The sequence below is a fragment of the Seleniivibrio woodruffii genome (assembly GCF_004339245.1).
Classification (GTDB): domain Bacteria; phylum Chrysiogenota; class Deferribacteres; order Deferribacterales; family Geovibrionaceae; genus Seleniivibrio; species Seleniivibrio woodruffii.
Window position 1 is genome coordinate 66,301 of record NZ_SMGG01000003.1, and the last position, 25,836, is coordinate 92,136.

The 25,836-nt window shown below is 49.3% G+C and carries 31 protein-coding genes; 8 read left to right on the top strand and 23 right to left on the bottom strand.

Features of this window, described 5'->3' with window-relative positions; all coding sequences use genetic code 11:
- Positions 1-11 precede the first annotated feature (11 nt).
- Genes yidC through rpmH form a run of 4 tightly spaced genes read right to left on the bottom strand, consistent with a single transcriptional unit; the run spans position 12 to position 2,239 of the window.
- The gene (yidC, locus tag C8D98_RS00295) at positions 12-1,520 is read right to left on the bottom strand and encodes a membrane protein insertase YidC (protein ID WP_132870963.1); all 1,509 of its coding nucleotides are present in this window, start codon (positions 1,518-1,520) and stop codon (positions 12-14) included.
- Positions 1,521-1,564: 44 nt separating this feature from the next.
- Positions 1,565-1,780: a membrane protein insertion efficiency factor YidD gene (gene yidD, locus C8D98_RS00300; RefSeq protein ID WP_243640884.1), complete on the bottom strand. Its 216-nt coding sequence runs from the start codon at positions 1,778-1,780 to the stop codon at positions 1,565-1,567.
- Positions 1,737-2,114: a ribonuclease P protein component gene (gene rnpA / locus C8D98_RS14030; RefSeq protein WP_132870965.1), complete on the bottom strand. Its 378-nt coding sequence runs from the start codon at positions 2,112-2,114 to the stop codon at positions 1,737-1,739. The genes yidD and rnpA overlap by 44 nt, the downstream gene beginning before the upstream one ends.
- On the bottom strand, positions 2,114-2,239 hold the full coding sequence (rpmH, locus tag C8D98_RS00310) for a 50S ribosomal protein L34 (RefSeq protein ID WP_132872944.1): 126 nt from the start codon (positions 2,237-2,239) through the stop codon (positions 2,114-2,116). Before rpmH ends, rnpA begins: the two co-directional genes overlap by 1 nt.
- 276 nt (positions 2,240-2,515) lie before the next feature.
- Between rpmH and rplU the strand changes: the two genes are divergently transcribed.
- The 8 genes from rplU to C8D98_RS00350 all read left to right on the top strand — a co-directional run bounded on the left by rplU (position 2,516) and on the right by C8D98_RS00350 (position 6,974).
- Positions 2,516-2,830 carry a 50S ribosomal protein L21 gene (gene rplU / locus C8D98_RS00315; protein WP_132870967.1) on the top strand — a complete coding sequence of 105 codons (315 nt, stop codon included), beginning with the start codon at positions 2,516-2,518 and terminating at the stop codon, positions 2,828-2,830.
- Positions 2,831-2,841: 11 nt separating this feature from the next.
- The gene (rpmA, locus tag C8D98_RS00320; protein ID WP_132870969.1) at positions 2,842-3,102 is read left to right on the top strand and encodes a 50S ribosomal protein L27; all 261 of its coding nucleotides are present in this window, start codon (positions 2,842-2,844) and stop codon (positions 3,100-3,102) included.
- Between the two features lie 88 nt (positions 3,103-3,190).
- Positions 3,191-4,213 (top strand): GTPase ObgE, encoded by a 1,023-nt coding sequence (gene obgE, locus C8D98_RS00325; protein ID WP_132870971.1) that lies wholly within the window; start codon positions 3,191-3,193, stop codon positions 4,211-4,213.
- Complete coding sequence (locus C8D98_RS00330) at positions 4,197-4,637, top strand: DciA family protein (protein WP_132870973.1); 441 nt, start codon at positions 4,197-4,199, stop codon at positions 4,635-4,637. The genes obgE and C8D98_RS00330 overlap by 17 nt, the downstream gene beginning before the upstream one ends.
- Positions 4,638-4,678: 41 nt before the next feature.
- Entirely contained in the window at positions 4,679-5,212 is a 534-nt protein-coding gene (def, locus tag C8D98_RS00335) for a peptide deformylase (RefSeq protein WP_132870975.1), read from the top strand.
- A gap of 55 nt (positions 5,213-5,267) precedes the next feature.
- A complete protein-coding gene (locus tag C8D98_RS00340) occupies positions 5,268-5,792 on the top strand; it encodes a hypothetical protein (protein WP_132870977.1) in 525 nt (174 codons plus the stop codon).
- An 8-nt stretch (positions 5,793-5,800) separates the two neighbouring features.
- Entirely contained in the window at positions 5,801-6,274 is a 474-nt protein-coding gene (locus C8D98_RS00345) for a hypothetical protein (protein WP_132870979.1), read from the top strand.
- Position 6,275: 1 nt separating this feature from the next.
- Positions 6,276-6,974 carry an SIMPL domain-containing protein gene (locus tag C8D98_RS00350; protein ID WP_132870981.1) on the top strand — a complete coding sequence of 233 codons (699 nt, stop codon included), beginning with the start codon at positions 6,276-6,278 and terminating at the stop codon, positions 6,972-6,974.
- A gap of 49 nt (positions 6,975-7,023) precedes the next feature.
- On the opposite strand, the gene C8D98_RS00355 is transcribed toward C8D98_RS00350, so the two are convergent.
- The 19 genes from C8D98_RS00355 to C8D98_RS00445 form a co-directional block, all read right to left on the bottom strand.
- Complete coding sequence (locus tag C8D98_RS00355) at positions 7,024-7,620, bottom strand: acetyltransferase (RefSeq protein ID WP_132870983.1); 597 nt, start codon at positions 7,618-7,620, stop codon at positions 7,024-7,026.
- Positions 7,621-7,702: 82 nt separating this feature from the next.
- Positions 7,703-8,164, bottom strand: a complete 462-nt coding sequence (locus C8D98_RS00360) for a rubrerythrin (RefSeq protein ID WP_132870985.1) — start codon at positions 8,162-8,164, stop codon at positions 7,703-7,705.
- A gap of 10 nt (positions 8,165-8,174) precedes the next feature.
- A complete protein-coding gene (locus C8D98_RS00365) occupies positions 8,175-9,611 on the bottom strand; it encodes an NADH-quinone oxidoreductase subunit N (protein WP_243640885.1) in 1,437 nt (478 codons plus the stop codon).
- Between the two features lie 12 nt (positions 9,612-9,623).
- Entirely contained in the window at positions 9,624-11,120 is a 1,497-nt protein-coding gene (locus C8D98_RS00370) for an NADH-quinone oxidoreductase subunit M (protein WP_243640886.1), read from the bottom strand.
- 16 nt (positions 11,121-11,136) lie between these two features.
- Positions 11,137-13,059, bottom strand: a complete 1,923-nt coding sequence (gene nuoL / locus C8D98_RS00375) for an NADH-quinone oxidoreductase subunit L (RefSeq protein ID WP_132870987.1) — start codon at positions 13,057-13,059, stop codon at positions 11,137-11,139.
- Between the two features lie 9 nt (positions 13,060-13,068).
- Positions 13,069-13,371 carry an NADH-quinone oxidoreductase subunit NuoK gene (gene nuoK, locus C8D98_RS00380; RefSeq protein ID WP_132870989.1) on the bottom strand — a complete coding sequence of 101 codons (303 nt, stop codon included), beginning with the start codon at positions 13,369-13,371 and terminating at the stop codon, positions 13,069-13,071.
- An 11-nt stretch (positions 13,372-13,382) separates the two neighbouring features.
- On the bottom strand, positions 13,383-13,895 hold the full coding sequence (locus C8D98_RS00385; RefSeq protein ID WP_132870991.1) for an NADH-quinone oxidoreductase subunit J: 513 nt from the start codon (positions 13,893-13,895) through the stop codon (positions 13,383-13,385).
- Positions 13,892-14,386 (bottom strand): NuoI/complex I 23 kDa subunit family protein, encoded by a 495-nt coding sequence (locus C8D98_RS00390; protein WP_132870993.1) that lies wholly within the window; start codon positions 14,384-14,386, stop codon positions 13,892-13,894. Before C8D98_RS00390 ends, C8D98_RS00385 begins: the two co-directional genes overlap by 4 nt.
- A 9-nt stretch (positions 14,387-14,395) precedes the next feature.
- Positions 14,396-15,355, bottom strand: a complete 960-nt coding sequence (gene nuoH, locus C8D98_RS00395) for an NADH-quinone oxidoreductase subunit NuoH (RefSeq protein WP_132870995.1) — start codon at positions 15,353-15,355, stop codon at positions 14,396-14,398.
- A gap of 26 nt (positions 15,356-15,381) precedes the next feature.
- On the bottom strand, positions 15,382-17,643 hold the full coding sequence (locus C8D98_RS00400; RefSeq protein ID WP_132870996.1) for a molybdopterin-dependent oxidoreductase: 2,262 nt from the start codon (positions 17,641-17,643) through the stop codon (positions 15,382-15,384).
- 19 nt (positions 17,644-17,662) lie between these two features.
- Positions 17,663-19,450, bottom strand: a complete 1,788-nt coding sequence (gene nuoF / locus C8D98_RS00405) for an NADH-quinone oxidoreductase subunit NuoF (RefSeq protein ID WP_132870997.1) — start codon at positions 19,448-19,450, stop codon at positions 17,663-17,665.
- A gap of 3 nt (positions 19,451-19,453) precedes the next feature.
- Entirely contained in the window at positions 19,454-19,960 is a 507-nt protein-coding gene (gene nuoE, locus C8D98_RS00410) for an NADH-quinone oxidoreductase subunit NuoE (RefSeq protein ID WP_132870999.1), read from the bottom strand.
- A gap of 11 nt (positions 19,961-19,971) precedes the next feature.
- Positions 19,972-21,156, bottom strand: a complete 1,185-nt coding sequence (gene nuoD, locus C8D98_RS00415; RefSeq protein ID WP_165871131.1) for an NADH dehydrogenase (quinone) subunit D — start codon at positions 21,154-21,156, stop codon at positions 19,972-19,974.
- 9 nt (positions 21,157-21,165) lie between these two features.
- The gene (locus C8D98_RS00420) at positions 21,166-21,663 is read right to left on the bottom strand and encodes an NADH-quinone oxidoreductase subunit C (protein ID WP_132871002.1); all 498 of its coding nucleotides are present in this window, start codon (positions 21,661-21,663) and stop codon (positions 21,166-21,168) included.
- Between the two features lie 11 nt (positions 21,664-21,674).
- Positions 21,675-22,151 (bottom strand): NuoB/complex I 20 kDa subunit family protein, encoded by a 477-nt coding sequence (locus C8D98_RS00425; RefSeq protein ID WP_132871003.1) that lies wholly within the window; start codon positions 22,149-22,151, stop codon positions 21,675-21,677.
- On the bottom strand, positions 22,142-22,495 hold the full coding sequence (locus C8D98_RS00430; protein ID WP_132871004.1) for an NADH-quinone oxidoreductase subunit A: 354 nt from the start codon (positions 22,493-22,495) through the stop codon (positions 22,142-22,144). Before C8D98_RS00430 ends, C8D98_RS00425 begins: the two co-directional genes overlap by 10 nt.
- Before the next feature lie 151 nt (positions 22,496-22,646).
- Entirely contained in the window at positions 22,647-23,543 is an 897-nt protein-coding gene (locus tag C8D98_RS00435; RefSeq protein ID WP_132871006.1) for an RluA family pseudouridine synthase, read from the bottom strand.
- Complete coding sequence (locus tag C8D98_RS00440; RefSeq protein WP_132871008.1) at positions 23,540-24,547, bottom strand: M48 family metallopeptidase; 1,008 nt, start codon at positions 24,545-24,547, stop codon at positions 23,540-23,542. The genes C8D98_RS00435 and C8D98_RS00440 overlap by 4 nt, the downstream gene beginning before the upstream one ends.
- Positions 24,547-25,533: a YjgN family protein gene (locus tag C8D98_RS00445; protein ID WP_132871009.1), complete on the bottom strand. Its 987-nt coding sequence runs from the start codon at positions 25,531-25,533 to the stop codon at positions 24,547-24,549. Before C8D98_RS00445 ends, C8D98_RS00440 begins: the two co-directional genes overlap by 1 nt.
- Positions 25,534-25,836: the final 303 nt, after the last annotated feature.

A 25,836-nucleotide genomic window follows, 5' to 3' on the forward strand; every position in this document is an offset into this window, starting at 1 on the left:
CTGTCTCCGTGTTAAGCAGTTTTCTTGTTGATGTAATACTGCTGTGCGATGGAAAGTACGTTGTTCGTAAGCCAGTATACCACCAGACCTGCAGGGAATGTAAGGAACATAAAGGTAAAAATGAACGGCATGAGCATAAATACCTTCTGCTGAATGGGATCCTGCACTGAGCTGGGTGTCATCTTCTGCTGGATGAACATTGTTGCGCCCATGATGATGGGCGTGATGTAGTAAGGGTCTTTTACTGAAAGGTCAACTATCCAGCCGAAGAAGGGCGCACCCTGAAGTTCGATGGCCAGAAGCAGGGTTTTGTACAGTGCAAAGAATATAGGGATCTGGAGAACCATAGGCAGACAGCCGCCGAGGGGGTTTACACCCTCTTTTTTGTAAAGCTCCATCATAGCCTGATTCAGCTTCTCTTTATCTGCGCCGTATTTCTCTTTCAGCTCGGTCATCTTGGGAGCAAGAGAACCCATTTTTTTCATGCTGACCATGCTCTTGTGGGTAAGGGGCAGAGTGAGCACCTTAACAACCACGGTAAGCAGGATGATGGCTATACCGTAGTTCTGTACAAATCCGTAGATTATTTTAAGGAAAAGCAGCATGGGGATCGCTATGAAAGCGAAGATACCGAAGTCGATGCTCTTTTCCAGTTTAAGGCCGTAGTCTTTCAGCAGGTCATATTCCTTGGGTCCGACGAACATGTTGAAGTCGATGACCTGTCTGGATGCGGGGTTCACCTGAACTGAGGTGTCGCCGTATATGTCCGCTGTTTTGTCTCTGGGAATAAACTCGCCCTTTGCAAAGGGGGTTGCGATGGCCGCCAGATAATATTTAGAAGTGTAGCCGACCCACATGGGTTTGTCATAGGTCACTGTTTCGTCAAGTTTTTCGGCTTTCTCTGTTCTCGTCTTTTTACCGTCATACATAAGGGGGCCGCCGAACGTATACTTGTCCTCACGCAGGGCGGAGATTATGCCGCCTGTGAGACCCATGCGCACGGGTACCTCAAGTGTTTTGTTTCCTATGTTGCTTACGGTGATCTTACCTGTTACGAGGTAGCTTTTCTTGCTGATGACATAAGTTTTTTCAACAACCAGATCACCCTGCGATCCGGTGAATTTTACGGTGATGTTCTCGCCGTCCTCGGTTTTCTGGGGTTTATAGCTGTTCACCACGGGAACTGTGATGAAGAGTGAGTCGTCTGTTTTGCTGTCGAATACGATGTCTTTGAGGGGCTTGCCTTCATATGAAAGGACTTCCGCACTTCTTACGTTTCCTGTGTTCTGGTTGAAAACGAACTTTGCCATGGGTGTCTGAACGGCAAAAGTTTCAACTTTTTCCTTAACTTTCGGAGTGTTGTCCACAGTGAGCTTAACAGAGGGCTCCTGAGATTTTGCAGTTTCGGCTGTGTTTTCTGATTTTTGGGGGGCTGGCTGGGTTTTAGGGGCGAAAAAGGTCTGAAACGCAATGAGAACCAGTGCGCTGAGACCGAATGCCAGAATTAAGTTCCTATTCATTATGGATAAACCTCCGAGGGGTTATAGTCAGTTTGATTGCGCTGTTATTTAACCGGGTCGTATCCGCCTTTAGAAAGCGGCGAACATCTTAAGATACGCCACACTGCCATGAGCGAGCCCTTAATAAGTCCTTTTTTGCGCAGAGCCTCCGCTGCATAGTCCGAGCAGGAGGGATAGAACCTGCATCTGTTTCCGAGCAGGGGTGAGATGAAGATCTTATACAATCTTATCAGGAAAAGTATCGGTAGTTTTATATCCAATATCTGCCGCAAGGCTGATAATTTCATCTCTCAGTTCACCATATTCTGCGGCGGCGCAAGCCGGCAATGCCCGAAAAACTATGTCCAGACAGTCGGGAAAGCTCTGTCTGTTTCTGCGAAAGATCTCTCTTATGCGTCTTTTCACCAGGTTTCGGACCACCGCCCGCTTGTCAACTTTCTTGCTGACGGTGATACCGACCCTTGTGCGGTCTTCCTTATTATATAGATAGTGAAGGCAGACGAGTCTGCCCTGTTTCTTTTTCCCTTGTCTGAAGACCCTTTCAAAATCCCGCTTAGTCCTTATGCGATCCTGTTTAGGAAAGCTTTCAGACATTAAACTGCGAGACGTTTGCGGCCTTTCGCCCTTCTTCTGGCGATAACTGCTCTTCCGCCTTTGGTTTTCATTCTAGCCCTGAAACCCTGTGCACGTTTGCGCTTAAGGTTGCTGGGCTTTCTCATTGTGAGCTGTGCCATATCGAAACTCTCCTTTCTATGTTTAAAGACTACGGTATTAGCATACTTTTAAACGTAAGCCTGTGATTATATCTATGTGAAGCTGTTTTGTCAACCTTATAAAAACCCGCCCTCTATTTATCATTATTATATATTATTGCCGGACAGCCGGAGCACAAAGAATTTGCGCAGATTTTTTCTATATTTTTTCTTGACACAAAACGGTACCGCATGTATAACTGATTTCCCTGTTTAGACAGGATTCGTGGAGGTATGTGAAAAATGTTCGCAATCATAAAGAGCGGCGGCAAACAATATACTGTCAAACCCGGCGATGTGCTGAAGGTTGACAGCATTAACGCTGAAGTAGACTCTGACATCCAGATAAGCGATGTCCTCGCAGTCAGCGAAAACGGACAGCTCAACATCGGTAAACCTTTTGTTGCCAAAGCTGTTGTTACTGCGAAAGTTCTTGACCAGGTAAAGGATGACAAAATCCTCGTTTTCAAAAGAAGAAGACGTAAAGACTACAAATCAAGATTCGGTCACAGATCTCATCAGACCGTACTTAAAATCTCCGACATCAAAGTCGGCTAAGGAGGCGTAAGATGGCTCACAAGAAAGCTGGCGGATCGACCAGAAACGGAAGGGACTCCAACTCCAAACGCCTCGGCGTTAAAAAATATGACGGTGAAGTAGTTATCGCAGGCAACATCATCGTCAGACAGCGTGGAACAAGAATCAAACCCGGCATAGGCGTGGGTATCGGTAAAGACGACACCCTCTTCGCTCTGACTGACGGCTTCGTTAAGTTTCAGGACAGAGGCAGCAAGGGTAAGTTTGTTAACATTCTTTCCGAAAGAGCATAACATCAAAGCCCGCCTAATAAGCGGGCTTTTTTCTTGAATTTTCAGCATAAATCCTATAGTTTCAACACATCACAGAGGACCTTTTACAATGAAGTTTATCGACACATGCGAAATAATGGCCATTGCGGGTAACGGCGGAAACGGCTGTATGAGCTTCCGCAGAGAAGCATACGTCCCCAGAGGCGGACCCGACGGCGGAAACGGCGGCGACGGCGGAAACGTTGTGCTTGTTGCCGACAACTCAAAACACACACTCATGGATATCCGCCAGCAGTATCATTATAAAGCTGAAAGAGGTGTCCACGGCAAGGGAAAAGGGATGCACGGGCGCAGAGGCGTCGACCAGATAATCAAAGTCCCTGCCGGCACTATCGTGATAAATGCTGAAACGGAAGAGATCCTCGCCGACCTCACAGAAAACGGTCAGGTTGTCGTGGTTGCAAAGGGCGGAAAAGGCGGAAGGGGCAATGCCAACTTCATGTCACCCACCCACAGAGCACCCACAAGACACGAAGCAGGTTTTGAAGGCGAAAAAGTAAAGCTCTGGCTTGAGCTTAAACTCATCGCAGACGTAGGCATCATCGGGTTCCCCAACGCCGGAAAATCTACCTTCATTTCAACCGTTTCTGCGGCAAAACCCAAGGTTGCGGACTATCCGTTCACCACTCTGACACCCCATCTGGGAGTTGTTAAGGGCAGCTACGGAAACGCATTCGTTCTGGCGGACATGCCGGGACTCATCGAGGGAGCGGCAGACGGAATAGGACTGGGCATCCAGTTCCTTAAACACATTGAACGCACAAAGGTGCTTCTGCACCTTATAGACGCTTCCGCAGACGAATCCATGGTGGAGCGTTATAAAATTCTGCGCAACGAGCTTGAAAAGTATGAAGGCGAAGTCTCTGACAAACTTGAGGTCATTGGTTTCTCCAAGATGGACTCCCCCAATGAGGAGAACATTGCTGAGTTTGAAGCTTTCCTGAAAAAGGAGATGCCCGACACCGCATACTTCAAGTTCTCATCCATGGCGCAGGAAGGCACGAAGGAACTGACGGATCATCTGGAAGGGATAATCCGCAGACTGGAACAAGAGAGTGAAGAGACTCTCTGAGATACTCAACTCGGCAGTCAGCACTGAGATGCGGGAATACGCCCGCATAGCCAGATGCTGGGAGCTTGCATGCGGCGAAGTCATCAACCGCATGACCACTGTTCAGCGGCTTAAGGCAGGGGTGCTTGAGGTCGCAGTGCACGATTCCAACTGGGTCTCGGAGTTGAACTTTCTTAAAGGCGAATTTCTTATGCGTCTCAACGAGATGGGGATCAGGGCCGACAGCCTGAAGTTCTATTATAAGATGCGCCATGCTCCCGAGGCCTATAAAACAATACCTAAAAAAGACATGACCGCCAGAGAGAAGCAGTATGCTGATTCGCTGGCGGACAGGATAGAAAAACCGGAGCTGCGGGAAGCGTTCCGCAGGGCAATGTATTCCTATTTCACAGTTTATTCGCTGGATGATCAACATAAGGATTGAATTTATCCGCATTTAACTTATTCTCTTAATCAGGAGGCGAAATGATCCGCAGAATACATACTTTTCCCGATGACGTATTAAGAAAAAAGGCTCTGCCTGTTGAACACATAGATGCTGAGATCTCCGAACTGCTGAACGACATGACAGAGACCATGTACAACCAGAAGGGTGTGGGACTTGCCGCCCCTCAGGTTGGTGTGGGTCTTCGTGTGATTGTTATCGACACCTCAGTCGGCGAGAATCCGGAAGAACTTATCCAGCTTATAAATCCTGAAATAACCGCCGCAGAGGGCGAACAGACAGGCGAGGAAGGCTGCCTGAGCATACCCGGCGAATACGAGGCTGTGCGCAGATACAGCAAAGTATCCGTCAGAGCACTCAACCCAGCCGGAGAGGTTATCGAGTTTGACGCAGAAGGCTTTCTGGCCAGAGCTGTTCAGCACGAGATTGACCACCTCGAAGGGACACTCTTCATAGACCGGATTCCCCCATATAAGCGTGACATAGTTAAAAAGCATATAAAGAGGCGTATGGCCGACGGCGATTATGGTTATACTGCGGATGTGAAAAGTTAACTTTTTTTCTGCGCCCATAGTGTTATAATCCCTTATCAAACCGAGGAGGAATGACATGCTGGAATCCATCGCTTTAGCTCTTGTCAAAACCCTTGCAACCTTTCTTTTCAAAACCTACGTCCTTATGGCGGGCAACGTCAGCATTGACGGTGCGCCTTACTGGTATATGAAAAATGTCAGCTCCTCCGTATGCGTTTATGACTATAAACAGGGCGGGCTTGAGACTGTTGACGCAGTCAAACTTTCAACAGCCGGCAAAATGAAATCGGAGATAGAAAAAATTCTGGAAACGGTGATCTACTCCGAATACTCCAACCTGAAAGACCCCAAAGAGAAGCAGTTCGTCTACATGTTCAAGAACGACCCCGAAGCTTCCATCTTCATCAACCAGAACATCCAGTTCCCCAATCTGGAATACAGCAAAAAATACCGTACCGCATTCGCTCAGGGCTGTATAGACAAGGAGGTGATCCTTGAGTATCAGACCAGACGTATCGATAAGATAAAATACGAACTCACCCACAAGCGTGCAGGCGATGCTTTCGACGAGCTTGACAAGGGTGATATTTCCGTTCAGTAGGAGAAGACATGAGATATTTTATTCTTGCACTCAGCCTTTTTACCCTCGTTTCATGCGGCGGGAAAGAGGTTCAGTCGCCCACGGCCGTTGAAAGGGTCTCTTCCCACGATATGCTACTGCAGGATATTTTCTGGCGGTCGCTCTATCCCACCAAACAGGAACAGTCTGTCATCCTGTTTTCCACCGAGTCTTTCAAGCCCGCACCCTCCGACATCGCTGTGCTTGAAACCGACCTGAACGAGGACGGAAGACCCGACTTCATAGCATCTATCATCCATTTTAAATATTTCCAGAACAACAGCTATCCGGTATTTCTGATGATGCAGGATACCTACGGCGGATACTTCCGCTTTATGCTGGATCAGCGCACTGCTAATTTTGATGTTAAAGTCCTTCCTGAAAAGTCAAACGGAATGCAGAACCTTTCAATAGACGGCAAAGTCCTCATCTTTGACGGCAAGAACTACGTTTCGGGGCTTTGATATGAGATATTTTCTGATTCTGCTCATCTTATGCACAACAGCCACTGCTTTCGCCCGTGTCAAAGTGAAGGATCCCATGGTGATAACCGATGCCGCCACTTTCACATCTTCCGCAAAACCTGACATGATGGAATCAGGGATGACAGTTCAGTACAAGTCGCCGGACTATGCCGCTGTCTCCTCTGCAATGGAGAAGATCTCCGGCGTGGTTAAACTGAATAAGGATATATGCACCTATTCGGGTTACAGAATTTCCCCTGAATACACCTATAAGGACGGTCAGCAGCTGAACGACGGATACATGGGATATCTTGATTTCTCATGCTCTTTCACAGCCGTACCCGCTTATGAAAAGGTGGTCAACGGAGTCTTCGATATCGCATCAAAGGATGAAGCCTACCTGCTGACATCAAAATCCGTTCAGTGGACAGTATCGAGAAAGGTGCTTGATACTCTGCGTTCTCAGATGAAGCTGGATGCCATCCGCTCAGTTCTCAGGACCGCTAAAGAATATTCCCGTGCCTCAGGGCTCTACTGCTCCGCTAAGGACATTAAGCTGGAATATGCTGACACAGTACCCGTCATGCGGGAATATGCCGCTGTGCGGTCGTCAAAGGCTCAGGCCATCGCTGTCAGCGAACCGGACAGGCAGGATCAGAGCGTCTCTCTGACGGTGAAGTATAATTACGTTTGCAGATAGTATTCTTAAAAGGATAAAAGAACAGCCCTCCCGCAACGGAGGGCTTTTTTTATAAGTTTCTGAAAGGTACTCCGGCACCTTTTGTTCCGTCCGGAACATTTTTTACCACTGCGGAGCCTGCCCCTATGATGCAGTTTCTGCCGATGCTGATATTCTCACGCACTACGGAAGACGCACCTATCCAGCTCTCCGTACCTACATGTACGCCGCCGCAAAGCACTGCTCCCGGTGAAATATGTGCTCCGTGCTCAACTATGCAGTCGTGTTCCACAACCGCTCTGGTGTTGATTATGCATGCCTTGCCGATGGCCGCTGAATGGTTGACGATTGCCCCTGCCAGCACAACACTCCCCTCTCCAAGCGAAGCGTTCGGGGAAACCCATGCTTCCGGATGGATAATGGTGAGCACCTCAGCCTTTATCATCTTCAGTTCGTTGAAAAGCAAAGTGCGGATACGGTTGTCCCCTATTCCCAGAATTATCCTGTCTCCGGTGACGATATCATCTTCGCTTATCACCCTTATATTGTTGAATCCCGCACAGCGTGTGTCCGCAACGGCAAGCCCGTCGATATGTACTCCGCATGCCGCCGCCGCATCGTAAACAACTTTTGCATGACCGCCTGCGCCGAGAATATAAGTAGCCATAAAAACCTCAGTATCTTTTCGGGGATACTATAACAAAAAAGCCCGCTTTGAAAGCGGGCTTTTTATATAGGAGAAAATTATCTTAATTTTCTATATTGACGATGTCATCGTAGATATACTGAATGTCCTTTTTGTGGCAGGCAACATCGTACGCAAGGCGGGTGAATGCCTCACCCGCTTCCGTTCCTTTGAATTTATCTGCCATAGACTCATAGTATTTCATTGATGCGTCTTCGTGGCGGATGGCAATGAGCAGAAGCTCCTGCACGTTCAGGCTGTTGGTAATAACCTCCGAACGTCCTGTTTTGCCTATCCCCAGATCTCTGAGCTTGCAGCTTGAGTCACGTCCGAGATCCTCAAGGCAGTCGCAAGCTATTGCTTTTTCTATGGTCGTCTTGAATCTCTTCTTGGTCTCTATAAGCTCCTTGATTATCTCTTTGGAGCTGAGTTCCGCAACAAGATCCAGAAGTTTCACATAGAAGTCCAGCGTAAGCTGTTCTTTTCTTGCCGCCTCGTTGAGTGCCTCAATAACTGTAGCTTCCATCTTAAGCCTCTTACACTATCAGGTGTTTGACGAAGTTGATGAATGCTGAGGGGAAGAATCCCACTATCAGCACAACCAGAACGCCTATAAAGCTTGTTATGAAAGCCGAGCGGCCTACAGTAGCGTCAACCTCATACTCAGGCTCGTTGAAGTACATGTAGATGGTGACTCTCATGTAGTAGTAGCAAGCAAGAGCAGAGTTAAGTGCGCCGACAATGGCGAGCCAGAGCAGGTCGGCCTTCATAGCCGCCATGAATATCTGGAACTTGCCTATGAATCCCGCAAGGGGCGGAATGCCCGCAAGAGAGAACATGAATATCAGCATTGCAAGGGCATACAGAGGGTTCTTCTTGGCAAGGCCTGAAAAACTCTCAAGACGCTCGTCCTCAACCATACCTTTGTTCTTCAGGATTCCCAGAAGCGTGAACGCTCCGATGTTCATGAAGACGTAGATAAGCGAGTAGAGTGCGATGGCTCTGTAGCCTTCGGGGTTCATTGAAACCAGACCGATGAGCATATAGCCTGCGTGGGAGATTGCGGAGTAAGCCAGCATTCTCTTAACGTTGGTCTGAGCAAGGGCAACCAGGTTACCGTATGTCATAGTGAGCACTGCAAGGATTGAGAACAGAGGTACCCAGAGTCCTGCGGCAGGCTCAAGAGCGATATAAGCAAATCTTACAAGGGCAGCAAAAGCCGCAGCCTTGGGTGCCACGGTCATGAAGCCCGCAGCGGGTGTGGGTGCGCCCTGATAAACATCGGGTGCCCACATGTGGAAGGGAACTGCAGAGATTTTGAACGCAAAGCCCACAAGCATGAGGATAAGACCTATCTTAACAGTCATGTTGTCGGCGAGCATTCCGCTCTGAAGCACTTCGGATATCTGGATGTAGTTAAGGCTGCCTGTTGCGCCGTAGACATATGTCATACCAAACAGGAACAGAGCCGAGGAGAACGCACCGATGATGAAGTATTTAACTCCGGCTTCGGCGGAACGGATCTCGTTCTTGTTGAAACCTGCCAGAACGTACATTGCGATAGCCATGGTCTCAAGACCCACATAGAAGATAGTGAGGTCGAAAGCGGAAACCATGAACATCATACCCAGTATGCTGAAGAACATGATGGTGTAGAATTCGCCTTTCAGTATCCCTTTGTCTCTGAGGTATTCCACAGAGCCGAGGGTTGTCAGCGTGTAAGCCAGAGCGAATATCACGAAGAACACATAAGAGAATGTGTCCCACATCAGCATGTTGTTGAAACCGAGGTACTTGCCGCCCACGGGGGGTGCAGCCACCAGCGCTGTTATCAGCAGGAAGGCTATACCGAAATAGCCGACCATTGACTTCTTCTCTTTAGAGGTCATGACATCAAGCACAACCAGTATCAGTCCGAAGACAGTCATCAGCACTTCGGGGAAGATCGATTGGAGGTTAAGCATAAAATCCATTTCCAGCCTCCCTTACTTCATCGCCACTGCGACAGTGTTCATATGCTCAACAAGCTTGGCAACGCTTGCGTGCATATAGGACTGGAAGGTCTCAGGATACAGACCGATCCAGAACACTATTATCAGCAGGGGGAATATGTAAATTACTTCTCTAAGGTTCATGTCAGCGAGATTTTCCCATCTCTTGTTAAGGCTCTGATAGAGAACTCTCTGGAACATCCACAGCATGTACACGGCGGAGAAAATCACACCGATGGCAGCAAGGATAGCCCAGTCTGAGAACGCTTCGAATGCGCCCACCAAAACAAGGAACTCACCAACAAAAGCTCCCATTGAGGGAAGACCTATAGAGGCCATTGTAAAAATGAGGAAGATCGTTGCGTATACGGGCACGCTTGCAGCGATACCGCCGTAGTCCGCAATCTCTCTCGTGTGGGTACGCTCGTAGATAAGGCCTATCAGAAGGAACAACGCTCCGGTGATTATACCGTGGTTGAACATCTGAAGGATACCGCCTTCGATACCGGCCTGATTAAGAGCATAGATACCCAGAGTAACAAAGCCCATGTGGGATACTGAAGAGTAAGCCACGAGCTTTTTGATGTCCTTCTGAACCATGGCCACCAGCGCACCGTAGATGATCGCTATTACGGACAGAGCCGCAACAACAGGCATCAGCTTGATCGATGCATAAGGTGTCATGGGCAGACAGAAGCGGAGCATACCGTATGTACCCATCTTCAGCAGAACGCCCGCCAGAATAACCGAACCGGCAGTAGGTGCCTCAACGTGTGCATCCGGAAGCCATGTGTGCACGGGGAACATCGGAACTTTGATCGCAAATCCGATGAAGAACACCGCAAACACTATAAGCTGGAATCCCTTGCCGTACATCATGTACTGCTCGGTGATCTTAAGTATGTCGAAAGTGTAGTTTCCTGTGATCTGACCGTGTGTGTAGTACAGGGCGATGATGGCAAGCAGCATCAGCACTGAACCCGCAAGGGTATACAGGAAGAACTTAACAGCGGCATATATTCTGCGTTTTCCGCCCCACACACCGATGATGAGATACATAGGTATCAGCATCGCTTCCCAGAAGATGTAGAACAGGAAGAAGTCCATAGCCAGGAAAGTACCCACCATGCCTGTTTCAAGAACAAGCATTGCTATGTAGAACTCCTTCTGTCTCTTCTGGATGTATGTGAACGAACCCAGAATAGCTATCATCGTAAGCAGTGTTGTCAGGAAGACCATAAGAATGGAGATTCCGTCAACTCCCAGATGATACTGAATGCCAAGTGATTTTATCCACCATGCCTTCTCAACGAACTGCATTCCTGCTTCGTTCTTGTCGAAGTTAGCCATGAGCGGAATTGTAATGATGAACTCAATTACACTCGCTATGAATGCTGCCCACATGGAAGACTTTCCGCCCCTGAAAAAGATCAGGATGAAAAGAGCCGCCGCAAGCGGGAAGAAAATCAGATAACTGAGTATGTGTTCCATGATATTTCCGTCCCCCTTACACAGTATAGAACAGTGTGACCAGTACAATCACGCCGACAACCATCGTAAAGATGTATGTCTGAATGCGTCCGGTCTGCACATATCTTATCACTCCGCCGAACCACATCGGAACACGTCCGAATGCGTTTACGGTGAAGTCTATGATGTTAACGTCTATCGCTCTCCAGAACACAACGTCTGAAAGCATTACCATCGGATGAACGAACAGGAAGTCATATATCTCGTCAAAGTACCACTTGTTGAAAAGCAGCTTGTGAACGGGTTTGAATGTCTTCACTGTCTTCTCGGGAAGCACAGGGTAGAACTTCACATAGTAGAGGTATGCAACGGCTATGCCGACAACAGCAACTACTATTGAGAGTATCATCAGCGCCTGAGCGGTTGCATGGCTCATGTGGTGAGCGTGCTCGCCTGCAGGTGCGAGAACCGGCCCGAGGAACTTATGGATGTATCCGTTTTCAAGGGGATATCCGAAAATCATACCCACGAGAACTGAAAGGATGGCAAGGAACACAAGGGGACCGGCCATTGTCCAGGGTGACTCGTGTGCGTGGTCGTGCAGGTGGTGGTCTCTGGGTTCGCCTTCAAAAACAAGGAAGTAGCTTCTGAACATGTAGAATGCAGTCATACCTGCAACCACAGTTGCCACGCCCCATGCGAAGTGGTGTCCGCCTGCGAAGGTGAAAGCAAGGATCTCATCCTTTGACCAGAAGCCCGCCAGCGGAGGAATACCTGCGATGGCAATACAGCCTATCAGGTATGTCCAGCGTGTTACAGGCATCTTTTTCTTCAAGCCGCCCATCACCCTTACGTCCAGGTTGTCGTGCATTGCGTGCATAACTGAACCGGAGCAGAGGAACAGAAGGCCTTTGAACATTGCGTGTGTGAAAAGGTGGAAGATCGCCGAAACGTATGCGCCGACACCGGTTGCCATGATCATGTAACCGAGCTGAGACACAGTCGAGTAAGCGAGGATCCTTTTAAGGTCATACTGAGTAAGACCGATGGTAGCTCCGAGGAATGCCGTTGTGGCACCTGCGAAGATTACAAAACTGCTTGTCATGTGCGCTTCAGCGAACAGAGCGTTGCAGCGTGCAACCATGTAAACCCCTGCCGTAACCATTGTTGCCGCATGTATAAGTGCGGAAACGGGCGTGGGGCCTTCCATCGCATCGGGGAGCCATGTGTGCAGAGGGAACTGGGCGGATTTACCCATCGCTCCGCAGAAGAGACCGAATGTCATAAGGTCGATAAGGGAGAACTGCATACCGAATACGGTGTAAGTGACCCCTTTTATCTGTTCAATAGCTTCGCTGTTGAAAGCATCGGAGTAGTTAAGGCTTCTGAATGTGAAGATAACCAGAAGGAGACCCACATAGAAACCGAAGTCACCGATCCTGTTCATTACGAAGGCTTTCTTACAAGCGTCAGCAGCGCTCTTTTTGAAGAACCAGAAACCGATCAGCAGGTATGAAGACAGACCCACAAGTTCCCAGCCGACAAAGAGCATCAGGAAGTTGTTTCCAAGAACCAGCACAAGCATTGACAGGGTGAACACTGAAAGATATGTGAAGAATCTCCAGTAGCCCTTGTCGCCGTGCATGTATCCCATTGAGTAGATGTGAACCATCAGGGATATGGTGGTAACAACGATAAGCATTATGGACGACAGCGGATCGACGAGTATTCCGAAGGGAACCTCAAGCTTGCCCGCTATGACCCAGGTGTAGAGTGTGCCGTCTACGGTAAAACCTTGTGTGGATACAAGGTAGAACAGTATAAGAGCGCAGACGAAGGAGACACTAACACCTGCGATGGCAACCACAGGAGCCGCATTCTTGATATAACGTCTTCCGAAAAGACCGTTAATCAGGAAGGCAACCAATGGTCCAAGTAGTGTTAATACTGCAAAGATCATAACCTACCTCTATCCTCTCATAGTATTAATTTCATCGGCGTTGATGGTCTGCTTGTTCCGGAAAAGCGAGATGAACAATGCAAGACCGACGGCGGCTTCCGCAGCGGCAACAGCCATGACGAACACGATAAAAATCTGTCCGGTCATCTGCTGGAGATAGCTGGAAAAGGCTGCGAGGTTGATGTTAACCGCGTTGAGCATAAGCTCCAGCGACATGAACATAACTATAAGGTTTCTGCGTATCAGAACCCCAGCCAGTCCTATGCTGAAGATTATTGCGCTAAGGACAAGATAATGTGCCAAAGTCAGCATCCTTAACCCCCTTAATCCTTTTTCGCTATTACTATCGCACCGATCATAGCAACCAGCAGAAGCACGGAAGCTATTTCGAAAGGTACGATGTACTGTGTGAACATAACCGCTCCGAAGGCTTTAACGTTGTGCAGCCCTTCGGGGTAGTTTATGCCGGTCATCTGAGCCGTTTTTATTACGCCCGTTCCCATGAGAGTCATGACTATCTGGAAGAAAAGTACCAGAGCTACGACCGCACCCAGAATCACTTTTACAGGGAGTTTTATGAACCCTGTAGATTTCGGGTTGAGCAGCATCACAACAAACATATAAAGAACCAGAATCGCTCCTGCGTAGACCATAACCTGTATGGCGGCGATGTATTCAGCGTCGAGCTGAATAAAGATTCCCGCCACGGCAAAGAAGGTCAGAAGCATCCAAAGTGCGGAGTGGACGGGGTTCTCTCTGGTCACCATGAAAAGAGAGGCGACCACAGATGTTATTCCCAGCACCCAAAATCCTATATTCATAAAGATTTCGTTCATTGCTGTACTCCTTCCACAAGTTTCTTTTTAAGATGCTTGTTTTTCCAGTTGCCTTCCACGTTGTCCTTATAGTTCTGGGACAGGGTCTTCATGTTGATAACATAGTGATCTCTTGTAGGAGCCACTGTGTTCCATTCCCAACCCATGTGGATTGCATCGACCGGGCAGACCTCTTCGCAGTATCCGCAGTAGATACATCTGGAAAGATCAAGCTCGTATTTTCTTATCAGCCTCTCGCCGTTGGGTCCGCAGTCTGTCTCGATGTATATGCACTCAGAGGGGCATACTTTCTGACACAGGTAGCAGCCGACGCATTTTGTGCGTCCGTCGGCGTGGGTCTTGATATACTGAATTCCTCTGAAACGATCCTGAATGGGAGTCGCCTCGAAGGGATATCTGTATGTCACGGGTTTCTTGAACATGTGGCTCAGCGTTATGCCGAGACCCTGAAGAATCTCCGTGAAAAAGATTGTTTCAAATATGTTCTTCATGGTTCACCCCTAATTCCTGATCGCATAGACAACTATGCTGGTGATCAGCAGGTTGGCAAGTGCGACAGGGATGAGTATTTTCCAGCCGAGGCTCATGAGCTGGTCAAATCTTAATCTGGGGAGAGTAGCTCTCAGCCACAGGAAGAAGAACATGAACGCCAGCATCTTGATGAGGAACCAGACCAGCGGGGGAAGCAGAGGACCTGTGTAGCCGCCCAGGAAAAGGATTGCGCACATGCAGGATACAACATACATGTTTGCATATTCGCCCAGGAAGAACATCGCAAATCTCATTGACGAGTATTCCACGTGGAAACCCGCAACGATCTCTGTCTCCGCTTCGGGAAGGTCGAAAGGAGCTCTGTTGGTTTCAGCCACCGCAGAGATTACGAAGACCACAAAAGCCACGAACTGCGGAATGAAGAACCAGAGACCTCTCTGTGCTTCCGTGATTTCGCTGAGGTTCAGCGAACCTGCCAGAAGTACCGGCCCGATGATGGAAAGCCCCATTGCCGTTTCATAGCTTATTATCTGTGCGGATGAACGGAGTGAACCCAGAGTTGCATACTTTGAGTTAGACGCCCAGCCGGACATGATGATACCGTACACGCCGACTGAAGAAAGAGCGAGCACATAAAGCACTCCCACGTTGATGTCGGCTACGACAATATTGGGTGCAAAGGGTATAACCGCAAAAGCGGCCAGTCCGGGAACCATGCCAAGGAAAGGAGCTATGTAGAATACGGGTTTGTCAACCATATCCGGAGTCATATCCTCTTTGGTCATGAGTTTCAGACCGTCAGCCAGGGGTTGCAGAAGTCCGAAAGGACCTACGTGCACGGGACCAAGCCTCACCTGCATGTGACCGATTACCTTACGTTCGGCATAGGTCATGTAGGCAACGCCGGTAAGCACGCATACAACAATAATCAGTATCTTGATTAGTGTAAAGACAATCGCGAGTACCATTCCCTACCTCTTATCTATAACTTTCATTACTTTACAATGTCAGCCTTAAGGCTTTTTCCGTTACAGAAAATGCCGGCTGTTGCAACAAAGTCCTCGGGCAGTGCAATGCAGCCTTTGGATACTTTCTTTTCTATTTCGACAAGAAACTCGCCTTCGAAGCCCTCGCCCTTAACTTTGACACGGTCCGCAGACTTGATGCCAAGTTCTTTAGCGTCTTCGACACCTATCTCAAGGACAGGCTCGCCGTAGACCTTCGCAAGGTCGGGCGACCATCTTGTGAAAGAGCCTGAGTGGAGTCTGAGGCTTGCGGGGTAGAGGAAGAACTTTCCTTTACCTTTCGCTTTGCCGTCCGTTGCAGCGACTTCACCCGCAAAGACATAGGGGTAGGAAACCACGCCGCCGTCCCAGTTGATTCCTGCATACAGCGGTACTTCCTTTTCTATTGCGCTTCTCACTGCACAGACACCGGAAGGAAGTTCTTTACCTAGGCCTTTCGCAATTGCGCTGACCACACAGGCATCGGTGAAGACACCCTTGTCGACTGCTTTTGCGATGGACTGGACACGTCCCTCAAGGTTTGTGAAAGAACCGTCCTTCTCGGCGAAGGTTGCCACGGGAATGTAAACATTCGCCGCTGCGGCAGATTCGCTCATGAAGGGGTCGGTCACAAGGAGAAGCTCAAGACCTGCGGCTTTACCGGCAGATTTTGTCCAAACGGATCTCGCAGAAAGGTTTTCACCCAGAACAACAACCGCCTTGAATTTGCCGGACTCAAGTCCTGCGGCAAACTCGGAGGGGCATTTTGCTCCGAATCCCATGTCCACGATACCCACTGAGTTGTTTTTAGCTTTCGCGGGAACAACCTTAACCTTTGCACAGGCTTTTTTGATGTCCTGAGCAATTTTAACGTCCGCTTTGTTATAGGGATCAAATACAACCACGGGTCTTTCAGCGTTTGTCAGCTTTGCAGCCAGTGCGGAGTATTCGTTTGATGCTCCGGCAACAGCGGCGGCATAGCCTTCCATTGCAGCTCTGACCTCATCGGGTGTGCCTGTAACAAAAGTTTTGGACACTCTTCTGAGAGCTGTGAAACCGGGGTAGAACACGGCCAGAGGAGCAGTGCCCATCCTTGCCGCATGTCTCACCGCCAGACCCAGAATGGGGTTGGACTCGGTCACATCAACATTGAGAACCGCAACACAGTCGCTGTTCTCAACCTCTTCCAGTGTCGCTTCGGGATACACTTCGTTTGTCTCAGCCGAGAACAGGTTCGAAGTGCCCAGAACGTCTTTTGCAAGTTTGCCTGCAAGGAACGCTTCCTCGTTTGTCAGTCTGGGGGAGACAACAACCGCAATGGCGTCAGCGCCGGCAGTATCTTTCACTTTTTTCAGCTTTTCGACTGCAACGTCGACAGCTTCGGAGAAAGAAACCTGTCTGCTTTCGCCGCCCGCTTTCACAACAGCTTCTGTTTCTCTCTTTTTGCTGTTGATGAACTCGAAGCCGAAACGTCCTTTCGCACACATATATCCGTGGTTAATGCCCTCTTCGGGGCTCTCTTTCATACGGAAGACCTCGTTGCCTTCAAAGTCGATGTCCACTGTGCATCCGCAGGAGCAGAGGCCGCAGACGGACTTGACTCTGTCAAGGTTCCAGGGTCTGTTTTTGAACAGGTATATCCTGTTGTTCAGTGAACCCACGGGGCATACGCTGATGCACTGTCCGCAGTATTCGCAGTTCCAGGGCTGTTCAAATGATGTGCCTATTATAGTGTCAGTACCTCTGTTCAGGAAGCTTATCGCCTGAATGTTAACCACTTCGTCACAAATGCGCACGCAGCGTCCGCAGAGAACGCATCTGTCGATATCCCTTTCAATGAAGGGGTTTGTGTGGTCAACGGGGGTGTCGTTGGGTTTCGCATCAAAGCGAACCTTGGTCACTCCCACTTCATAGGTAAGGTCCTGCAGGGTACACTCACCGCCCTTATCGCACACGGGGCAGTCCAGAGGGTGGTTTATAAGAAGCAGCTCAATGGCTGTCTTGCGCACTCTGGAGAGCTTGTCCGAACGGGTGATGATCTCCATTTTGTCAGTCACGGGTGTTGTACAGGCGGCCTGGAGTTTGGGGTTGCCCACCTGCTCCACAAGACACACCCTGCATGCACCGAAAGGATTAAGACGGGAGTCATGGCAAAGTGTCGGTATGGAGACACCCGCCTCCTTAGCGGCGTCGAGGATGAGCGTATTGGGAGCTACCTGCACCTCTTTTCCGTCAATTTTTACAGTAACCATACTGAGTCTCTCCTCTGCCTTAATCTATTGCATTGAAGGGACAGTTTACGATGCACTCACGACATTTCACGCATTTCGCATGGTCGATGTATGCCACTGTTCCTTTTTCCCACGTGATAGCGTCCACGGGGCATGCTTTTTTGCAGATACCGCATTTTTTGCATCTGTCGTCGATGACAACGAACTCAATGAGTTCCGCACATTCCCTAGCGGGGCATTTCTTATTTCTGATGTGCGCCTCGTACTCGTGTCTGAAATATTTAACAGTCGTAAGTACGGGGTTGGGAGCTGTCTGACCCAGACCGCAGAGTGACGCAGTCTTAATGTCGTTACCTACTTCCAGAAGAAGATCGATATCCTCTTCCCTTCCCTGACCTGTGATGATCCTTGTGAGGATATCAAGCATGGTCTTTGTTCCGATACGGCAGGGGATACATTTGCCGCATGACTCTCTCTGTGTGAATGTAAGGAAGAAATGAGCCACGTTAACCATGCAGTTCGTTTCGTCCATAACAACCACGCCGCCGGAACCCATCATGGCTCCCGCTGCGATGAGCGAGTCGTAGTCTATGGGTGTTTCAAGGTGATCGGGTGTGAGACAGCCGCCTGAGGGACCGCCAAGCTGAACAGCCTTGAACTTTCTCTTTTTCGGAATACCGCCGCCTACGTCATAAATAAGCTCACGAACGGTAATACCCATCGGAACCTCAACAAGTCCTGTGGATTTAACCTTGCCTGAAAGGGCGAAGATCTTTGTTCCTTTTGACTTTTCCGTTCCGATGTTCGCATACCACTCTGATCCGTTAAGAAGTATTGCGGGCAGGTTTGCGAAGGTCTCAACGTTGTTAACGTTGGAAGGCTTCTGCCAGAGACCTTTAACAGCGGGGAACGGGGGTCTGGGACGGGGCATTCCTCTTTCGCCTTCAATTGAAGCGATAAGAGCTGTTTCCTCGCCGCACACAAATGCGCCGGCACCCTCTTTCAGCTTCAGTTTGAAGTGGAAGTCGGTACCGAACACTTTTTCGCCCAGAATACCTGCTGCTTCTGCGTCCTTTATAGCCTTGATGACCCTGACTATCGCGAGGGGGTATTCAGCACGGCAGTAGATGTAGCCTTCGTCACAGCCGATGGCGTATCCTGCAATGAGCATTCCCTCGATAACCGCGTGGGGGTTACCTTCGATGATGGAGCGGTCCATGAACGCACCGGGGTCACCCTCGTCTGCGTTGCAGATGAGGTATTTGTGGTCGCCGGGGCTGTTGCGGCAGAAGGTCCACTTAAGACCTGTGGGGAAACCGCCGCCCCCCCTGCCTCTGAGGCCTGACTTTTTGACTTCGTCAATAACCTGCTCGGGGGTCATGGTGAGCGCTTTTTTAATAGCTTCGTATCCGCCGAGCTTGATGTAGTCCTCGAGGCTTTCGGGATCCACACGTCCGCAGTCGGCGAGAACGTAACGCTTCTGTTTGTCGTAGAACTGGAAATAGTCGGCCTTCGCCGCCCACTTTTCAACTATGTTTCCGCCAACGATGTGCTCCTCAACTATAGTGGGAACCATCTCGGCGTTAACGTGTTCATAAGTGACCGGATCCTTGCCGGGGATATAAACGTCTATAAGCACGTCACGGGCGCAGAGTCCTCTGCATCCGGTCTGCTTGGCGGCACAGTTGCGTTCCTTCGATTCGGCGTTTTTGAGGCCTCTTTTGGTAAACTCTGCTTCCAGAGCCTCCATAACCTCGTGTCCGCCCGAAGCAACACCCGCAGTACCCATACAGACGTGTACTTCAACGTGATCTGTTGTATAGCTCATATCTTACCCCTGAAGTTCTGCATAATCCCTGAAGATCTTTCTGGCCTCTTCAGGTTTCAGGTTGCCGTATGTTTTGTTGTTGATCATGATAACGGGAGCCATTCCGCATGCACCGATGCAGGAAACTTCCTCAAGGGTGAACTTGAGGTCTGCACTGGTCTCGCCGTTTTTGATGCCGAACTCTTCGCATACAACTTCAGAGATACGTCCCGAACCCTGCACGTGGCAGGCTGTTCCTCTGCATACCCTGATGACATATTTGCCTCTGGGTTTAGTATAAAACTGTGCATAGAAGGTAATCACGCCGTAAATCTGATGTGCTGACATGTTTAAATTGTCGGCAATCCTCTCAACCAGCTCGCTGAAGAGATATCCGTATGCTTCCTGAACCTGCTGAAGAACCGGAATGGTTGCGCCTTTCCAGTCTCTATACTTTTCGCAGATCTCGTCGCATGCGGTAAAATCTATCTCTTTGCCTGCCGATTCTGTTTCTTTAACTTCTGTCGCCATTATGTCACCCCTTACCTGTCGATCTCGCCCAGAACCACGTCGTTGGTTCCGATTATCGCAACAAGGTCGGCCAGCATGTGTCCCTTGGCCATCTTGTTCAGTGCGCCGAGGTTCACATAGGAGGGGGCTCTGATCTTCATCCTGTAGGGTCTCTCCTCACCTTCGGACACCAGATAGAATCCAAGCTCGCCTTTGGGAGCTTCGATACCCTGATATGTTTCGCCTTTGGGTGCTTTGAAACCTTTGGACACGATGTAGAATCTTCTGATAAGAGCTTCCATGCGCTCGTAAACGTCCTCGTGCTTGGGCAGAGACACTCTGGGGTCGTCTGTCATAACCTCGCCTGTGGCGGGCATCTGATCCAGAGCCTGCTGGAGGATCTTGTTTGACTCGCGCATCTCTTTCATTCTGACTTTATATCTGGCGTATGTATCGCCTTCCGGCTGAACAGGAATTTCCCACTTGAACCTGTCATAGATTCCGTAGGGTTCGTCACGGCGGAGGTCGAAATCAACGCCTGCGGCTCTCATCAGGGGACCTGATGTTCCGTATGCCTGAGTCTCCTCTGCGTCAAGGAAGCCGATACCGATGGTACGCATCTTCCATATCCTGTTGTTTGTCAGCAGGTTTTCATATGTATCAACATTTGCGTCAAATCTTTCGATGAAAGACTTCAGTCTGACGAAGAAGTCCTCGGGCATGTCCGCACGCAGACCGCCGATGCGTATCCATGAACTGGTCATACGCTGGCCGGTAGCCACTTCGAACATATCCAGAATCTCCTCACGCTCACGGAAAGCATAGAGGAACACGGTCATAGCGCCTATGTCGAGTGCGTGGGTTGCGATCCACACAAGGTGGGAAGCGACACGCGACATCTCGGCAAGGATAACACGAAGATATTCCGCTCTTTCGGGGATCTTAACATCGAAAAACTTCTCTACTGCCAGGCAGTAGGCAAGGTTATTTGAAAGAGGTGAAAGGTAGTCCAGTCTGTCCGTAAGCGGAATAATCTGGTGGTAAGTCCTGTTTTCGGCCAGCTTTTCCGTGCCTCTGTGGAGGAAGCCCACATCGGGTTCCACATTGACGATGGTTTCGCCGTCGATGTCTACGATGAGCCTGAGAACCCCGTGTGTTGAGGGGTGCTGCGGACCCATGTTGACGGTAATTACTTCTGAAATGTTATTATTAATCATGTTCAGTTCCTACCTTGAAAACTTAATGCCGAGACCCTGCTCGTCAGCGTTGTTGAACCAGGCTCTCTCTTTAAGCGGGAAGTCTTTTCTAAGGGGGTGTCCCTCGAAGAATTCGGGCAGAAGCACCCTTTTCAGGTTGGGGTGACCCTCGAAAACAACGCCCACAAGGTCATACTGCTCCCTTTCCATCAGGTTGGCACCGGGCCAGATATCCACAATGGAGGGGAACCTGTTTTCTTCGCCGGCCACTTTAACGAAGACACGCAGCTTGTTCTGAATTGAGAACAGGTTGATTGTAACTTCGAATTTTTCGCGTTTTTTGGGCCAGTGAACTGCGACTACATCAACGATGTACTTGAAGGAGGCTTCGTCCCTTAAAGCAGTTAAAACCGCTTTGTAAGCGGCTGCGTCCTTCACTTTTATGAAGTTGCACTTGAACTCCGTATAGCAGTTCAGCTTTTCGGGGAACAGTGCATCCAGTTTGGCTGAAAGCTGTTCAAATGTCATTTTCTGCCTCCTTACTTTCTTACGACTTTTTCAGTCATGATTTTTTGCTGGAGAGCAACAATGGCATCGAAGAAAGCCTCGGGTCTGGGGGGACAACCGGGAACATAGAAATCCACCGGCACAACCTCGTCAACACCCTGAACTGTTGAATAGGTGTTGTAGATGCCGCCGCTGGTTGCGCAGCTTCCGATGGCGATGACCCATTTGGGTTCCGGCATCTGGAGATACACCTTTCTGACGACAGGCGCCATTTTTCTGGTAACGGTTCCAGCTACAAGCATCAGGTCGGACTGACGGGGAGTAGCACGGAAAATGATACCCATCCTGTCAAAGTCGAACTTGGCCGCACCGCAGGCCATCATCTCGATAGCGCAGCAGGCAAGACCAAAAGTCATCGGCCAGATGGAGCCTTTTCTACAATAGTTGATAACGCTGTCAACTGTCGTAGTAAGCACGTTGTCGGGTAATTTTCTGTCAATTAAGCCCATTCTAACGCTCCTTTCTGCCATGCGTAAAAATAGCCGAAGACAAGGATTACGATGAACAGAATCATTTCGATGAGACCGAACAGCCCGATCATGTCAAAGGCTACGGCCCAGGGATAGAGAAACACTGTCTCCACATCAAAAATAACGAACAGCATAGCGATTATGTAGAACCTTACGTTCAGACGCTTCCTGTTCTCATCCAGCGAGGGCATTCCGCACTCATATACGCTGAATTTGACCTTTTCGTATTTCTTAGGGCGGACAATCGCTCCAACGAACATAACAATCACGCCGAGCGCACCGGCCACAAGAAGGAAAAGCACTATAGGCAAATATCCACTCATACCTCACCTCTGTATTTTGTATACAGTATGCAGGTTCTATCATGAAGCTGTAAAGGTGTCAACAAGAAACATCGTTTTAGGACTAAATGCAGACAGGGTTTTGAGGCACTTTTGCGGTATCCCGCCATAGGAGCGGGAGTTCAGAATAATACTACCGTTCCAGTATGGTTATCAAAGCGGCCATATCCTCCGGAATGTGCGATAGAAAAGACTTCTGAGTGTTATCGAAAGGATCTATAAAGGACAGATGCCACGAATGCAGAGCCTGCCTGCTGATGGGCATCGCAGTGGAAATTCTGTTTCCATATACGCAGTCCCCTGCCAGAGGATACCCCAGATGGGACATGTGAACCCGTATCTGATGAGTGCGTCCGGTGTATATTTTCACCTCTGCCAGAAACGCCCCTTTCAACAATTTTAGAACAGTGATTTCACTTTTAGCGTACTTGCCCCCATCCTCTACAGCCATCTTTTTTCGGTCTTTTCTGCTCCTTCCGATGGGAAATTCCGCTATAAAATTCATTTTTTTAGGAACACCTGCGCAGACGGCAAGGTATTTTTTATCCACTGTTCTATCAGCGAACATCCTTGACAGTTTCTCCCTCGCCTCTCTGTTCTTCGCCACCAGCAGAAGACCCGACGTATCCTTGTCCAGCCTGTGCACAATGCCCGGCCTGACGTCGTTATCGTCTTTGATATCAAACTGATGGAGCAGTCCGTTCACAATGGTGTCGGCTCCGGTTCCGTGTGCGGGATGCACTGTCACTCCGGCGGGCTTGTCTATGACCGCATAGTGCTCGCACTCGTAGACAACCTTAAGATTCATCTCCACGGGGGTCATATCCGGCATTTTCTCAGGCGGAATGACTACCGATATATCATCACCCGCCTTCACCTTATACTTCTTCTCACGGGGGGAACCGTTCACTGTGACCTGCCCATCAGCTATCAGCTTCTCCGCATGGGAGCGTGAGATATCCGAATTTGACGCTATGAACGCATCCAGTCTTTCGCCGGAGATTTCCGCTTTCAGGTTTATGGTTTTCACTGCTTCTTTGCCTCTTTCATTATGCTTTTGGCACGTTCCGCAGTGTCCGGATGGGTCGAGATATAGGCGGGGATCTTTCCGCCCTGCCTTTCGCCGCTCAGCCTGTTCAGCATATCCGCAAAACTTTTAACCGGCATATTCAGCTGTTTCATCCGCTCTATTGCAAAACTGTCCGCATCCCTTTCGAAATCACGGGAATATTTCGCCTGCATCAGAAACGAGGGGATGCCCACCGTCAGGGATGAAATGTCGCCAGTCACAAAAACTGCCGCCGCCGAAATGACGGAGTTCTGAAGCAGAGTCCTCAACCCGTGGCGATGGATTATATGCCCCAGTTCATGGGCAAAGACCGAAGCAAGTTCATTGTCATTCTTTGCCAGATGCACCAGTTCGTCCGTTACGATTATGTTTCCGTCCGGCAGTGCGATGGCATTTGAGCCGAGTTTTCCTCCCGTACGGAACACCAGTTTATATTCAAGGTCTCTCGGCAGACCTTCGGATATCTTCATCAGCAGTATGTCAAGCTCACGCCGCCTTTCGGAGGTCAGAGCCGTGGGTTTGAAGAGCTGTTTATCCAGCATATCTATCGTGCCCTTGCTTATCATCCTGTTGGTCTCCGCCGGAAGAGCGTATGCCGCCGCCTTGGCAAGCAGCGGAACACCATAAAAGAAGAGAGCAGCACCCAGCATCACGGTGAAAGCCAGAGCCGCAAGCACATACCGCCATTTCCTTTCAAGCATCAGCACGAAAGTCTCCCTTGTGTCGTACTCCAGGACTTTCAGTATAGCGGCAACCTCTTCAGTTTCAAAGGTTTCGCAGGAGGAGCCGTCAGGAAAGAACATGTGACTGGGCGCACTGCCGATACCTCTGCGGAATTTTATTTCAGTCAGAGGATATTCCCGTTGAAATTCATCATTCTTTATAACCAGTCTGCTGCCTGCTGCCTCGGCATAAGCCTCGGTGCGGCCGGAGCTGTTTGAACCGTAATAATATACCTTAAACATCAGAGCCCCATTTCCACATCGAATATATCGCTGAACTCCTCGCCCAGAGCACCGACCTGATTCACCTGAATACCCACAAAGGAATCAAGATTTCCGGTCGTCTGAATGGAGATATTCTCAAGCCTGTATCTTGCCGTGCGCACCATTGCCCATGGAGCAAGCAGACCGAGGGTAAAGACTATTGCAAGGTAGTTTGTCACGTTGATGATCATATAGTCAGTTGTGCGCATGGTGCTTCGGAAACTGATGTCACGCAGACGCATGCAGTCCAGAACGTAGTTGGTCTGGGAAACGTAGATATAAGCCATTACTATTGAGAACGCCGCAATCCATATGAATATGGCAACGAAGGGAACCATCATGCTGAGCCCCACGCCCACGAGAACCAGCACTCCGCCAAGAACCGCCGCCATTATATAAAAGGTGTAGAACATACCTGCGCCTCCGTTGAAGCTGAAATGCTGGAGACCGTATCTGCTGTTCTCAACGATATGCTTTTTGATGCGGTACATGTAATAAGGAAAAAGAAGTCCCAGCGTCAGTGCCGAAAGGACACCGAGCAGGATAAATACATTAAAGGTTTTCCAGTAGGTAGAGTTGAAATCGAACCGCACGTTCCGATAGCAGGAGTTCACCGCATTAAATTTCAGCGACTTATTTATAATGTAAGGCATAACGAAGAAAACAGCCACGATAAGAACCCCGCCAAGCACAGGGGAAACGTTCGCAAGAGCCGCACCCGCCGCATAAAGGCCGTATACTATCACCCTGCTCAGAAGGATCCGCTTAGGGTCGGCCAGATATTCGAAACTGGAGCCGTCCAGAGTGGTGCACCCGTAAAAATACCTTTTGCGGCGAACCTTTGCCCATGCGGAATAGATTCCGAAGGTAACTATCGTCAGCAGGATGTTTATGCTCCATATCCTGAAATATTCCGCCCCTTTTCCTGAAAATCTGAATCGGTACTGGTTGTATGTATTTTCCATTTTATCACCTTTGAAAACAGAATAGCAGAAGGGGACACCTTTTCAAGTTTATTATGATTGGCAGCCCCTGACGTGTTTATCAATAATATAAAAACGTCTTCGCGAACCCCAAAGGGGTGCGGCGATCTTCCACGCTCAGATTAACCTGAACATCCCGTATGCTGACGTGGCAGACTGCTTCGTCACTATGTTCCTCGCAGAGACGTCTGGCTCACAATCTTCGGCTCAGGCAACAAACATCATTGACATTTCAATCCCGTCCTGTTAAAAGACTCAACCACCTTTGTTGCGCATACTATAAGT